Origin of the sequence: Exiguobacterium antarcticum DSM 14480 (assembly GCF_000685865.1) — a bacterium.
In the GTDB taxonomy this organism is placed as follows: Bacteria; Bacillota; Bacilli; order Exiguobacteriales; family Exiguobacteriaceae; genus Exiguobacterium_A; species Exiguobacterium_A antarcticum.
Genome location: NZ_JMKS01000003.1, coordinates 721,021 through 733,484, shown reverse-complemented (window position 1 = coordinate 733,484; position 12,464 = coordinate 721,021). Strand labels below are relative to the sequence as shown.

The following is a 12,464-nucleotide window of genomic DNA, read 5'->3' as shown; positions in this document are numbered from 1 at the left end:
TGAAGTGAAGACGGTTCGTGAAAGCTTATGCACGTTCCATGACACGGTCGATTAAACCGTAGTCAGCTGCTGCTTGAGCAGACATGAAGTTATCACGCTCTGTATCGCGCTCGATGACTTCAAGTGGTTGTCCTGTATTTGTAGCCATGATTTTGTTTAAGTGTTCACGCATCTTGATGATCCGTTCGGCGTGGATTTTGATATCCGATGCTTGACCTTGTGTGCCACCAAGTGGTTGGTGAATCATGATTTCAGCGTTTGGAAGCGCAAAACGTTTTCCTTTAGCGCCTGCTTGAAGCAAGAAAGCACCCATTGATGCAGCCATTCCGATGCAGATTGTTGAAACTTGTGGTTTGATGAAGTTCATTGTATCGTAAATCGCCATACCGGCTGTGATTGAACCACCTGGGCTGTTGATGTAAAGCGAGATTTCTTTATCTGGATCTTCTGCTGCTAAGAACAGCAACTGGGCAACGACTGAGTTGGCGACGTTGTCGTCAATCGCGCTCCCGAGAAGGATGATCCGGTCTTTGAGCAAACGTGAGTAGATGTCGTACGCACGTTCCCCGCGGTTGGTTTGTTCGATGACTGTTGGAATTAACATAGTCTTTGCCTCCTTATAGTAGGTATGTAGCTCATATTCGCCTTGTTCTTATCATAATCCTTTGGTCAGTATTGGTCAAAAGATACGATGCGACTTCTAGGTATTTTTCCTGAAACCGATTCGCGTAAACATACCGATATAGAAAAAAAGCAACACCGAGAACGGCATTGCCTGTAGATTCAAGTATGGTACACCCGGAGAGATTTGAACTCCCGACACCTGGTACCGGAAACCAGTGCTCTATCCCCTGAGCTACGGGTGCATGTTTTTACTGAACAATTAATAGTATACCGACATTTTTTCAGGAAAGCAATACTAGAAACTGAAGTTTCTTGTTTTTTTGTAAAAGGCTGAAGGACGATTGATTCAATCCCCATACATTATAATAGAAACAGAACCACATCCAGTCGGAGAAAGGGAAGATGAACAGATGGAACAGAGACAAGAACAAGCGCAGCGTCTTGTGATGTCAGCAGCACAGTTGTTTCAATTATCGGTTTTAGAAGAGACGCGCGCGGAACTAGAGCAACATCTTTACCGGATCATCCGTCGTGCTAGGCACACGAAACATAATGGAAGAAAAACAATCCATCCAGATTTAGAGCAAGTTGCGGATCGGATCGACTCGTTTGAGAATGAACTTCTGAAGCAAATACGTTTAGAATCGGTCAGACAGGAAATAGGATATATGGCGGAACAACTCATCATGTACTTAGATACGGATGGACTACTCAGAACGACAGACGCAGAATTAGCGATTCTGCTTGCGAGCGAGGAGTCGATCATCAGACAGGCGCGGCAACTGCTCCAACAATGTGAACCAACCGGTATCGCGGCACGTTCAGAGGCGGAGTGCCGATTGTTGCACGCCATCGAGTCAGAAGAAGACCAACTGATTGATCTGGTCACCGAGCTGCAAGCAGGGATGTCGCTCAAACAAGCCCTACAGGGAATCAGGGATGTAACGGAGCGACAGCAAATGAAACAACGAATCAATCGGTTGCCGAAAAGACCGGTCTTGCCGACATCAACCGTCGTGACGATACCGGAAGCTGAGGTACAGGTGATGGATGGTCAAATCCGAATTGTCTGGTATGACATACCGGTCGATGCGTCCTGGACGGATCTTGAAGAAGCAAAATCCTTTTTAAGTGCGTACGAACGACGACGGAAGACGCTAGAGGCTATTTTAGATGTCGTCACGAAACGACAAGTCCGTTGGTTTGAAGGTGAGCTTCACCTGGAACCACTGACAAAAAAGGAAGTTGCTGAACAAACGGGATATCATCCTTCGACGATCGGTCGAGCGATTGCCAACAAAACGGTCCGGACTGCCCACGGGACATTGGCGTTAGAAAACTTTTTTGTATCGAAGACGCAGGATGGGACATCGAGCTTTTTGGTCAAGGTGCGGATTGCGAAGCTGATTCAAGAAACAATCACGCCATTGTCGGATCAACAGATTGCTGATCGTCTTCAAGTGGAAGGCATCCAAGTCGCGCGACGGACGATTGCCAAGTACCGGTCGGGTCTTGAATTGACCCGGTCCGACATCACGAACCGACGAGAGGCGAATGACTGATGCAAACAAAAGAACACATGACCTTAATATTGTATTCACGTCCGGGATGTACGCTATGTGAGGAAGCCGCCGTCTTACTTGATTTCGTACTCGACGAATTTCCCGGTTGGTCGTACCAAGAAATCAACATTGATGAAGATGCAGCGCTCAGCTTACGGTTTTTATATGAAATTCCGGTTGTGATGTATCAGTCTGAAATTTGGAGTTATGGCAAATTTGAGACAGAGCCCATAAGAAACCGCTTACTTGAAAAAAGTTGAAGGGTGGGGCTTGAATCCTTGTGCGATGGCTGTTATGATGAGGATGTACCAAGTGGGACAAGATACGACACGCGGGACGTAAAGTGTCCAGCAGTTTGAGAGGAGCGGGAAATACATGATTCGGCAGTTAGTGCAGATCCAAAAGCGAATCGTGCCTGATCTGATTGAAGAAATGCAGACACGTTACGACATACTTCATTATGTCCGGCTGATGCAACCGATTGGTCGACGTACACTAGCGACAAGCCTTGGCTTGACGGAGCGGGTGTTACGGCGCGAAGTAGACTTTCTGAAAGAGCAAGGATTGCTCGAAGTGGCAACACAAGGAATGTCTTTAACGGACGAAGGACGGACCGTCTTACGGAGTATGCACAGTGTGATGGCAGAACTGGCCGGGATTTCCGATATGGCGAAAGCTTTAAAAGAAAAACTGGGCGTACGAGATGTCGTCATCGTACCGGGTGACTCGGATCAGACATTTTGGGTACAACGCGATATGGGACGTGCGACGGTCGCACGTTTGAAACGAGAACTTTCTTCATCTGTACACAACACGATTGCCGTCACAGGAGGAACGACGATGGCTTCCGTCGCGGCGATGATGTCGCCCGACAAGGAAAACCGTCCGATGACATTTGTGCCAGCACGTGGTGGACTAGGCGAAACCCTTGAATTACAAGCGAATACGGTCTGCTCACGAATGGCGTCCCGTGCACAAAGTGATTACCACTTATTGCACATCCCAGACATGGTCAGCACGGAAACGTTTGTCAAGATGGTGGAAGAGCCAAGCATAAAAAATGTGTTACAAATGATTAGAGATGCCTCAATCGTGGTACATGGAATTGGTGAGGCAAAAACGATGGCGAAACGTCGTCGCGCTTCAACCGAGTTACTGGAACAGCTTGAAACCAAACACGCAGTGGCAGAAGCATTTGGTTATTATTTCGATCGGGACGGGAAAATCGTGCATCGGGTGAAGACGGTTGGTCTGCAACTCGACGACTTGAAACAAGTCGAACACGTCATCGTCGTCGCGGGCGGACATTCCAAGGCAGAAGCAATCAATGCGTATGTCAAACAGTCCCCGAACATCATCCTGATTACGGATGAAGGGGCAGCAACAACGATTTTGAAAGGGTAGCCCCCTTTTGAATAATAGATAACTCGCTTTACATTAAAAGGAGGAAAATTATCATGGCAGTAAAAGTTGGTATTAATGGATTTGGACGTATCGGACGTTTGGCACTTCGTCAAATTCTTCAGTTTGACGGAATCGAAGTAGTCGCAATCAACGACCTTACAGACACTAAAATGCTTGCACACCTCTTAAAATATGACACGACTCAAGGTCGTTTCGACGGCGAAGTCGAAGTACACGATGGTTACTTCCTCGTCAACGGTAAAGAAATCAAAACACTTGCTAACCGCAACCCAGAAGAACTCCCATGGGGCGAGCTCGGTGTTGACATCGTTCTCGAATGTACTGGTTTCTTCACAGACAAAGAAAAAGCTGAGCTTCACTTGAAAGCTGGAGCTAAAAAAGTCGTTATCTCAGCACCTGCTACTGGCGACATGAAAACAGTTGTCTTCAACACGAACCATGAAATTCTTGACGGAACTGAAACAGTTATCTCTGGTGCTTCATGTACTACGAACTGTCTCGCGCCAATGGCAAAAGTTCTCCAAGATAACTACGGAATCGTTCAAGGTCTCATGACAACGATCCACGCTTACACAGGCGACCAAAACACACTCGACGCTCCACACCCTAAAGGTGACTTCCGTCGTGCACGTGCAGCGGCAGCTAACATCGTTCCAAACTCAACTGGTGCTGCTAAAGCAATCGGTCTTGTTCTTCCAGAACTTCAAGGTAAACTTGATGGTTCAGCACAACGTGTACCAGTCGCTACAGGTTCACTCACTGAGCTCACAACAGTTCTTGAGAAGAAAGTAACAGTTGAAGAAGTTAACGCAGCAATGAAAGCAGCGGCTAACGAATCTTACGGTTACACGGAAGACGAAATCGTTTCTTCTGACATCGTTGGTATCTCTTACGGATCACTCTTCGATGCAACACAAACGAAAGTCGTTACAATCGGCGACAAACAACTCGTTAAAACAGTTGCTTGGTACGACAACGAAATGTCTTACACTAGCCAGCTCATTCGCACACTCAAACACTTCGCAGAAATCGCTAAGTAATTCGAGCAATTAAATAGCAATTGAATAAGAGCGGAAACGATACCAGTCTCCGCTCTTATTGCGGAAAAAAGTCTGGAGGGGCGTAATAGCCCCTCACTATACGTATGAGACGGAGGACGAATGTATGAATAAGAAATCAATTCGCGATATCGATGTAAAAGGAAAACGCGTGTTTACACGTGTGGACTTCAACGTACCGTTAGAAGACGGCAAGATCACAGATGACACACGGATCCGTGCTGCCCTTCCGACAATCAAACACTTGGTTGACGGTGGAGCGAAAGTCATCCTCGCAAGCCACATGGGACGTCCAAAAGGCGAGAAGAACCCTGAATTCTCACTTGCACCAGTCGTAGCACGCCTCAGCGAATTACTTGGTAAAGACATCAAGCTCGTTGAAGAAGCATACGGTCCGGTCGCTGAAGAAGCGGTCAGCAAGCTTGAAGAAGGCGAAGTCATCGTTCTTGAAAATGTTCGTTTCTACCCAGGCGAAACGAAAAACGATCCTGAACTCGCAGAAGGTTTTGCGAAACTTGCAGATATTTTCGTCAACGACGCATTTGGTGCAGCGCACCGTGCGCATGCTTCTACAGAAGGAATCGCGCACCACGTCGAGACTGCTGTAGCTGGATTGTTGATCGAAAAAGAACTTCAAGTTCTCGGTAAAGCACTCTCGAATCCGGATCGTCCGTTTACAGCGATCATCGGTGGTTCGAAAGTCGCGGATAAAATCGGCGTCATCGATCACCTGCTTGATATCGTCGACACGTTGATCATCGGTGGAGGATTATCTTATACATTCCTCAAAGCTCAAGGTTATGAAGTCGGTACGTCACTTCTTGAAGTCGACAAAATCGAACAGGCGAAGGAATTCATGAAGAAAGCAGAAGATAAAGGCGTGAAGTTCTTAATGCCTGTCGACTGCATCATCACGAAGGAATTCGGCGAAGAAACATACGTCGGACCACGCGATATCGACAGTATCCCAGCAGATCACATGTCACTGGATATCGGTCCGAAAACCGTTGAGATTTATGCAGAAGCAATCAAGAACTCGAAACTCGTCGTCTGGAACGGACCGATGGGCGTCTTCGAACTTGATAAATATGCAAACGGAACAAAAGGTGTCGCTCAAGCGTTAGCAGACAGCGATGCATACTCGATCATCGGTGGGGGAGACTCTGCAGCAGCAGCTGAGAAGTTTGGCCTTGCTGATAAAATGAGCCACATTTCAACAGGTGGTGGCGCAAGCCTCGAGTTCATGGAAGGGAAAGCTCTTCCTGGTGTCGAAGCGCTTAACGACAAGTAATCTAAAGTTCACAAGGGAGTGTTTTTAATGCGTAAACCAATTATCGCAGGTAACTGGAAGATGAATCTTAGCCTCAAGGATGCTGTCGCATTCGCTGAGGAAGTCAAAGGAACTGTACCCGCTTCTTCGAAAGTCGACGCGGCTGTCTGTGCACCGTCTGTATTCCTTGCACATTTGACAGAAGCAGCAGCTGGAACAGACTTGAAAATCGGCGCTCAAAACATGTATGACCAAGAAAGCGGCGCATATACAGGCGAAATCAGCCCGGTCATGCTGAAAGATCTTGGCGTGACATACGTCATCCTCGGTCATTCAGAACGCCGTGAATACTTTGGTGAAACAGATGCGTTCATCAACAGCAAAGCGAAAAAAGCATTCGAACACGGTCTCGTGCCAATCGTTTGTGTCGGTGAAACACTCGAACAACGCGAAGGCGGTCAATTCGAGTCAGTCATCCGCGAACAAACGGCAAACAGCCTTAAAGGATTAACAGTCGATCAAGTGAAAAACCTTGTTGTCGCATACGAGCCTGTCTGGGCAATCGGAACAGGCAAATCAGCGACAGAACAAGATGCACAAGATTCTTGTAAATTCGTTCGTGACGTCGTCGCGGCTGAATTCGGTACTGAAGCAGCTGAAGCGGTCCGTATCCAGTACGGTGGCAGTGTCAAACCGGAAAACATCAAAGAATATATGGCTCAACCTGACATCGACGGTGCTCTAGTTGGTGGCGCAAGTCTTGAGACAGGATCGTTCCTCAAACTGTTGGAGGCGATTTAAATGAAAAAACGTCCAGTCGCACTAATCATCCTTGATGGTTTCGGTATGCGTGACGAGGAGTTCGGAAACGCCGTTACGGCGGCAAACAAACCGAATTTCGATCGTTTTTGGAATCAATACCCGCATACGTTGTTGAATGCGCAAGGTGCATACGTTGGTTTGCCAGATGGTCAGATGGGTAACTCAGAAGTGGGTCACCTGAACATCGGGGCAGGTCGCGTCGTCTATCAATCGCTATCCCGAATCAACAATGCCATTAAGGATCGCTCGTTCTTCTCGCGTCAAGCGATGAACGATGCGGCAGGTCACGTGAAGAAATACGGTTCAGCTTTGCATATCTTCGGTTTAGTCTCTGACGGTGGAATCCACAGTCATATCAACCACTTGTATGCAGTGCTTGAGTTCGCGAAACTTCACGAAATCGAAAAAGTCTATCTCCATGCCTTCACGGATGGCCGCGATTGTGATCCACAATCAGGAGCCGGTTTCCTCCGTGATGCACAAGCGAAGATGGACGAGTTAAACGTCGGTCAATTCGCAAGTGTCTCCGGTCGTTATTATGCGATGGACCGTGATAACCGTTGGGAACGCGTCAAGAAAGTGTATGACGTGATCACTTTTGCAGAAGGTCCAACGACAACCGATCCAATCGGAATGGTCGAAGCTTCGTACAAAACAGACGTCACAGATGAGTTCATTGAACCAACGGTAGTCGTGCAGGAAGACGGTACTCCAGTAGCACCGATCCATGACAACGATGCGATCATGTTCTTCAACTATCGTCCGGACCGTGCGATTCAGCTCGCCAAGGCGTACAAAGAAAAAACAGGTTTCACTGGTTTTGCATTACCGGACAACACACCGAAGAACCTGCTACTCGTCTCGATGACGAAATATTCGGATGCGATTGATACGGATATCGTCTTCCCACCAGAAGACATCAAAAACACGCTTGGTGAAACATTGTCGAAACAAGGATTACACCAGTTACGGATTGCGGAAACCGAAAAGTATCCGCACGTCACGTTCTTCTTTAACGGACAACGTGAGGAGCCGTACGAAGGAGAAGATCGGATCTTGATCCCATCTCCAAAGGTCGCGACGTACGATTTGAAACCAGAAATGAGTGTCTACGAAGTAACGGACGCACTGATTGATGCCATCAACTCGGACAAACACGATGCCATCATGCTGAACTTTGCGAACCCTGATATGGTCGGTCACTCGGGTATGCTCGAGCCGACAATCAAAGCAATCGAAGCCGTCGATGAGTGTCTTGGTAAAGTCGTTGACTTGATCATCAGTAAAGGTGGCGCAGCCATCATCACAGCGGACCACGGGAATGCAGACAAAGTGCTGAATGCCGATGGTAGCAAGATGACGGCGCACACGACAGAACCTGTTCCATGTATCGTCACAGTCGAGGATGTCGAACTCCTTGAACCGTTGACCGGTGCATTGGCCGATCTGGCACCAACGATGCTTTATCTGTTGGATGCGGATCAACCGGCAGAAATGACAGGTCAATCCATCGTATTAAAGAAATAATCCCGTCGATGGAACGTCCTGTTCTCTGCCTCACAACGAACCACTAACTTTTTTCACACACAAAGGAGCGAATTTAAATGTCAATGATTACAGAGATTTATGCACGCGAGATTCTTGATTCACGCGGTAACCCAACGGTAGAAGTAGAAGTATATACAGAAGACGGCGGTTTCGGTCGCGCACTCGTCCCATCAGGCGCATCAACTGGTGAGCACGAAGCAGTTGAACTTCGCGATGGCGACAAATCACGTTACCTCGGTAAAGGTGTCTTAAAAGCTGTTGACAACGTCAACGAAAAATTAGCACCTGAAATCATCGGTTACGATGTCTTCGACCAAGCAGGAATCGACAAAAAGATGATCGATCTTGACGGTACGAAAAACAAAGGAAACTTCGGCGCTAACGCGATCCTCGGTATCTCAATGGCTGCTGCACGTGCTGCTGCAGATGAGCTTGGTCTTCCACTTTACACATACCTCGGTGGATTCAACGCGAAAACATTGCCAACTCCAATGATGAACATCATCAACGGTGGATCACACGCTGACAACAACGTTGATTTCCAAGAGTTCATGATCATGCCTGTTGGAGCTCCAACATTCAAAGAAGCACTTCGTATGGGTGCTGAAATCTTCCACGCGTTGAAATCAGTTCTTAGCGGAATGGGTCTTAACACAGCAGTTGGTGACGAGGGTGGATTCGCTCCAAACTTGAAATCAAACGAAGAAGCAATCACAGTTATCCTTGAAGCAATCGAAAAAGCTGGCTACAAAGCAGGCGAAGATGTTTACCTTGCAATGGACGTCGCTTCTTCTGAGTTCTACGACAAAGCAGCTGGAACATACAACCTCGCTGGTGAAGGCAAAGTCCTCACAACAGCTGAGCTTGTTGAATTCTACGCGCAACTCGTTGACAAATACCCAATCATCTCAATCGAAGATGGCTGTGACGAAAACGACTGGGATGGTCACAAACTCCTTACAGATCGTATCGGACACAAAGTCCAACTCGTTGGGGATGACTTGTTCGTAACGAACACAGAGAAACTTGCGGAAGGTATCGAAAAAGGCATCGCGAACTCGATCCTCATCAAAGTTAACCAAATCGGTACGTTGACTGAAACATTCGACGCGATCGAAATGGCGAAAAAAGCTGGTTACACAGCAGTCGTTTCTCACCGTTCTGGTGAAACAGAAGATTCAACAATCGCTGACATCGCTGTTGCGACAAACGCGGGTCAAATCAAAACTGGTTCACTTTCACGTACAGACCGTATCGCGAAATACAACCAACTTCTCCGCATCGAAGACATGCTTTCAGATGTTGCTGTCTACGATGGTCTCAAATCATTCTACAACCTCAAAAACCTCAACAAATAATTGATGGATTGAGTCGACAGAAATGATAGTCTGTAATTTGTTGTACAGGATACGTTTGGTGATTCTGAGCTATGTCATACAGAAACATGAACTGAGTCGTACAAGGATTACAGCTAAAACCTCCTATTTATGTGTGAGATCGACACACGAATAGGAGGTTTTTTTGTATTCATAATGGATTGGTTAAAGAGTGTTACGTTCAATTTAAAAAAACGAATTTACGAGAACTTGTTTTTTACTACCTGGTCATTAAAATGTTATAGTTATAAATAAGTTGAAGTACAATCATTATAAGGCTTAAATACATTTGAATGGGTTAAGGTTCAAAAAACATCTAAAGGAGAAATGATCATGTTAAATTCAGATTTAGATATACGCTTAGAACCACGCATTAAAGAACTGTATCGATTACATAAGGAGCGCTCTGCCAATATTGACTGGAGCTATCACGAGTTCATTCCCTGGGACAAGGCGATGTCGTTCAAACGGGTTCCTTGGGAGGAGAGTCAAGTCACACTTCCGGAAGGTGTCATCGTTGCGGTAGAAACCGCATTACTGACAGAAGTGAATTTACCTTGGTATACGTCACATTTGGATTATACCTTTAAGAATTCGATGGAAGTCATCAATGATTTCGTCCGCACGTGGACGGCGGAAGAGGATCAACACTCGAGCTTACTGGAAACGTATTTACTCGTGACACGAAACGTTAACCCGACACGATTGCATCAATTAAGAAGACGCGTCGTCGAAAGTGGATGGTTCCCGGATTTCACGAATCCTTTAGCGACAATGGCCTATACTTCGTTGCAAGAGCTCGCGACACTCGTCTTTTATAATAACGTAGCTAAGGTGGCGGGGGCGCACGACAAAGATTTAGCCACGCTGCTTCGCCGTTTGGCGAAAGACGAAGCCCTTCATTATGCGTTCTATCGCGATACAGTGAAGGCGCATCTTGAACTTGATCCGAACTTCATCGTGTTCTTTGAGGATGTCATTATTAATTTCTCGATGCCGGGTGCGATCATGCCGGACTTTACCGAGCGCATGAAAACCATTGCAATCGATACGAATTACGGACCACTCCAATACTTTGACCAAGTATTAGATGTCGTCGTGAAATACTGGGGTATTGCCGACTTGCAACCTACGAGCGAAGAGGCCAAACAATCACAAGCGAACATCATGAAATATCACGGACGTTTGAAACGAATCAAGGATCGCCAATTAGCAAAAACTAAGATCGATGCATGACGAGGGGAGAATCATGAACATGACGTGCGAAATATGCGGAAAAGAAACGAATAACCAAGTCAGTTATCTGGAACTGAACACGTGGGAATTTAATTCGTTGAAGACAGAGGAAAAAGACTTTTATTCGATTTGTTACAGTTGTTTTGACAAACATACGAACGAGTTCATTGATCAGGAAATGGATCTTGAATTGAGAAAAAAACGTTCGCAGATGGTGAATAAAGAAGTCGAGGCAGAAATCGAAGCTATTCTTGAAGTCGAAAATTAAGTAAGTAATCTACGGATTGAGTTGACAGTCTCTCGCTTGGCGGGAGGCTGTTTTTTTGCGTTGAGTATGGCAGCCATTCACCCGCTTTTCAGAGGCGATATAGTAGAGCGTATAGGTTTTTCAAGAATCAGAGTCACGCTTTTTTTCACGCGCTTTCCTCAGGCGAGACACAAGCCAGTTTGCCTGCCTCATTGAGGCAGGCAATCGGGTCTTGTTTGTCTCTGACAGCGCAAGCAGGCTTGCGCTTTTTCCTGTAGGAGTCGCGTGAAACGCGTGATAACAGTTGTATAGAAAAGCAAGAAATCCGCGGCTCGCGTTCCGCCCTAGAAAAGCGAGCGAATGAATGATTTTTGACAAACGTAAAAAAGCGAGACCCGACTAAACGTCGAATCCCGTAGTATCAAAATGGAATTACACTCCTTGAGATCAATCCTCGATAAACGTAACGAGGTAATGATGGGCAGAATAGAGCGGAGCACGCGTGACGAAGAACTCGGGTAAGTCGACATCGATATCGAGTTCACGTAATGTCTGCGGATCGAGACATTCCTGAACGAGACGTTTGATATCGCTGAGTAATTCATCGTGCAGGTTCGCTTCCGCTGCAAAGGATCGTTTGGCTTCATCTTTCAACAAGAGGACGACGGGAGGAAGGCCACGCAAGATATCGACCTGGAGTGGTTGTTCATTTCGTTGAAAAAAGTCGTTGAGACAACTGACGACTTTCATCGAGTGATCTTCTTTCATCCAAACCCCCAACTTTCTATGAGTACTAGTACTGTAAGCTATTCCCTAAAGTCAGATGGGATATGCAGGCAAACTGGAATCGTTGCATTAAGAGAGCGGATATCCGGGTAGAGAATGAAGTAAGGGGGGAGTGACATGCTGTTTCGTTATTTATTTCTGGGTATGGACCCCACGATCGATGAGATTCAATTACGGATCATTTATTTTACGGAACTGATCTTTTTTATCGGTCTCTATCAGATTACGAGCCGCTTTTCGCATCAAAGCATGATTCTTGGAACGGTTCTCGGCGTTGCTGGTCTGACAGCGCTGTTGCCGGGAGCAATCTATATTCTGCGGTATAACCCAGAAGATGCCGTCATCGATATTACGTTCCTGTTGATTTACTTACTGGAGCCGCTCGCGATTTTAGCATTTCTCGTTGCCTTGTTTCGACGGTTGTATCAAAAAAGCCATCCGAAAAGCTGAAGAAGTCCGATCAAACGTTGTCACACCACGTTTGATCGGGCTTTTTTGTCAGTCTCGCAA

General features: G+C 46.5%; 12 protein-coding genes, 1 tRNA gene and 1 pseudogene. 11 read left to right on the top strand and 3 right to left on the bottom strand.

Features of this window, described 5'->3' with window-relative positions:
• Positions 1-25: 25 nt before the first annotated feature.
• Together clpP and P404_RS0104720 are read right to left on the bottom strand one after the other, a co-directional pair.
• Positions 26-607: pseudogene (clpP, locus tag P404_RS0104725) on the bottom strand (ATP-dependent Clp endopeptidase proteolytic subunit ClpP); the annotation flags it as partial.
• Positions 608-790: 183 nt separating this feature from the next.
• Positions 791-866: transfer RNA gene (locus tag P404_RS0104720), tRNA-Arg, on the bottom strand.
• A 168-nt stretch (positions 867-1,034) separates the two neighbouring features.
• Here P404_RS0104720 and P404_RS0104715 point away from each other — a divergent pair.
• The 10 genes from P404_RS0104715 (at position 1,035) to P404_RS0104670 (ending at position 11,189) form a co-directional block, all read left to right on the top strand.
• Positions 1,035-2,186 (top strand): RNA polymerase factor sigma-54, encoded by a 1,152-nt coding sequence (locus P404_RS0104715; RefSeq protein ID WP_026830113.1) that lies wholly within the window; start codon positions 1,035-1,037, stop codon positions 2,184-2,186.
• A complete protein-coding gene (locus P404_RS0104710; protein ID WP_014971166.1) occupies positions 2,186-2,446 on the top strand; it encodes a glutaredoxin family protein in 261 nt (86 codons plus the stop codon). The genes P404_RS0104715 and P404_RS0104710 overlap by 1 nt, the downstream gene beginning before the upstream one ends.
• Positions 2,447-2,561: 115 nt before the next feature.
• The gene (locus P404_RS0104705) at positions 2,562-3,590 is read left to right on the top strand and encodes a sugar-binding transcriptional regulator (protein ID WP_081809570.1); all 1,029 of its coding nucleotides are present in this window, start codon (positions 2,562-2,564) and stop codon (positions 3,588-3,590) included.
• Positions 3,591-3,643: 53 nt separating this feature from the next.
• Positions 3,644-4,651: a type I glyceraldehyde-3-phosphate dehydrogenase gene (gene gap, locus P404_RS0104700; protein WP_026830110.1), complete on the top strand. Its 1,008-nt coding sequence runs from the start codon at positions 3,644-3,646 to the stop codon at positions 4,649-4,651.
• A 124-nt stretch (positions 4,652-4,775) separates the two neighbouring features.
• The gene (locus P404_RS0104695) at positions 4,776-5,960 is read left to right on the top strand and encodes a phosphoglycerate kinase (RefSeq protein WP_014971163.1); all 1,185 of its coding nucleotides are present in this window, start codon (positions 4,776-4,778) and stop codon (positions 5,958-5,960) included.
• Positions 5,961-5,987: 27 nt separating this feature from the next.
• Positions 5,988-6,740 (top strand): triose-phosphate isomerase, encoded by a 753-nt coding sequence (gene tpiA / locus P404_RS0104690; RefSeq protein ID WP_014971162.1) that lies wholly within the window; start codon positions 5,988-5,990, stop codon positions 6,738-6,740.
• Positions 6,741-8,288 carry a 2,3-bisphosphoglycerate-independent phosphoglycerate mutase gene (gene gpmI, locus P404_RS0104685; protein WP_026830109.1) on the top strand — a complete coding sequence of 516 codons (1,548 nt, stop codon included), beginning with the start codon at positions 6,741-6,743 and terminating at the stop codon, positions 8,286-8,288.
• Between the two features lie 77 nt (positions 8,289-8,365).
• A complete protein-coding gene (gene eno, locus P404_RS0104680; protein ID WP_014971160.1) occupies positions 8,366-9,667 on the top strand; it encodes a phosphopyruvate hydratase in 1,302 nt (433 codons plus the stop codon).
• Between the two features lie 351 nt (positions 9,668-10,018).
• A complete protein-coding gene (locus P404_RS0104675; protein WP_026830108.1) occupies positions 10,019-10,921 on the top strand; it encodes an acyl-ACP desaturase in 903 nt (300 codons plus the stop codon).
• 13 nt (positions 10,922-10,934) lie between these two features.
• The gene (locus tag P404_RS0104670) at positions 10,935-11,189 is read left to right on the top strand and encodes a hypothetical protein (protein ID WP_014971158.1); all 255 of its coding nucleotides are present in this window, start codon (positions 10,935-10,937) and stop codon (positions 11,187-11,189) included.
• 426 nt (positions 11,190-11,615) lie between these two features.
• Here P404_RS0104670 and P404_RS0104665 read toward each other — a convergent pair whose 3' ends face one another.
• Entirely contained in the window at positions 11,616-11,936 is a 321-nt protein-coding gene (locus P404_RS0104665) for a hypothetical protein (protein WP_014971157.1), read from the bottom strand.
• 135 nt (positions 11,937-12,071) lie between these two features.
• Between P404_RS0104665 and P404_RS0104660 the strand changes: the two genes are divergently transcribed.
• A complete protein-coding gene (locus P404_RS0104660) occupies positions 12,072-12,404 on the top strand; it encodes a hypothetical protein (RefSeq protein ID WP_014971156.1) in 333 nt (110 codons plus the stop codon).
• Positions 12,405-12,464 lie beyond the last annotated feature (60 nt).

Excerpts from the sequence above, each read along its gene's own strand:
- P404_RS0104670 (WP_014971158.1), top strand. The coding sequence starts at position 10,935 with ATGAACATGACGTGCGAAATATGCGGAAAAGAAACGAATAACCAAGTC.
- gap (WP_026830110.1), top strand. The coding sequence starts at position 3,644 with ATGGCAGTAAAAGTTGGTATTAATGGATTTGGACGTATCGGACGTTTG.
- P404_RS0104710 (WP_014971166.1), top strand. The coding sequence starts at position 2,186 with ATGCAAACAAAAGAACACATGACCTTAATATTGTATTCACGTCCGGGA.
- gpmI (WP_026830109.1), top strand. The coding sequence starts at position 6,741 with ATGAAAAAACGTCCAGTCGCACTAATCATCCTTGATGGTTTCGGTATG.
- P404_RS0104660 (WP_014971156.1), top strand. The coding sequence starts at position 12,072 with ATGCTGTTTCGTTATTTATTTCTGGGTATGGACCCCACGATCGATGAG.
- P404_RS0104665 (WP_014971157.1), bottom strand. The coding sequence starts at position 11,936 with ATGAAAGAAGATCACTCGATGAAAGTCGTCAGTTGTCTCAACGACTTT.
- P404_RS0104675 (WP_026830108.1), top strand. The coding sequence starts at position 10,019 with ATGTTAAATTCAGATTTAGATATACGCTTAGAACCACGCATTAAAGAA.
- P404_RS0104705 (WP_081809570.1), top strand. The coding sequence starts at position 2,562 with ATGATTCGGCAGTTAGTGCAGATCCAAAAGCGAATCGTGCCTGATCTG.
- P404_RS0104715 (WP_026830113.1), top strand. The coding sequence starts at position 1,035 with ATGGAACAGAGACAAGAACAAGCGCAGCGTCTTGTGATGTCAGCAGCA.
- eno (WP_014971160.1), top strand. The coding sequence starts at position 8,366 with ATGTCAATGATTACAGAGATTTATGCACGCGAGATTCTTGATTCACGC.
- tpiA (WP_014971162.1), top strand. The coding sequence starts at position 5,988 with ATGCGTAAACCAATTATCGCAGGTAACTGGAAGATGAATCTTAGCCTC.
- P404_RS0104695 (WP_014971163.1), top strand. The coding sequence starts at position 4,776 with ATGAATAAGAAATCAATTCGCGATATCGATGTAAAAGGAAAACGCGTG.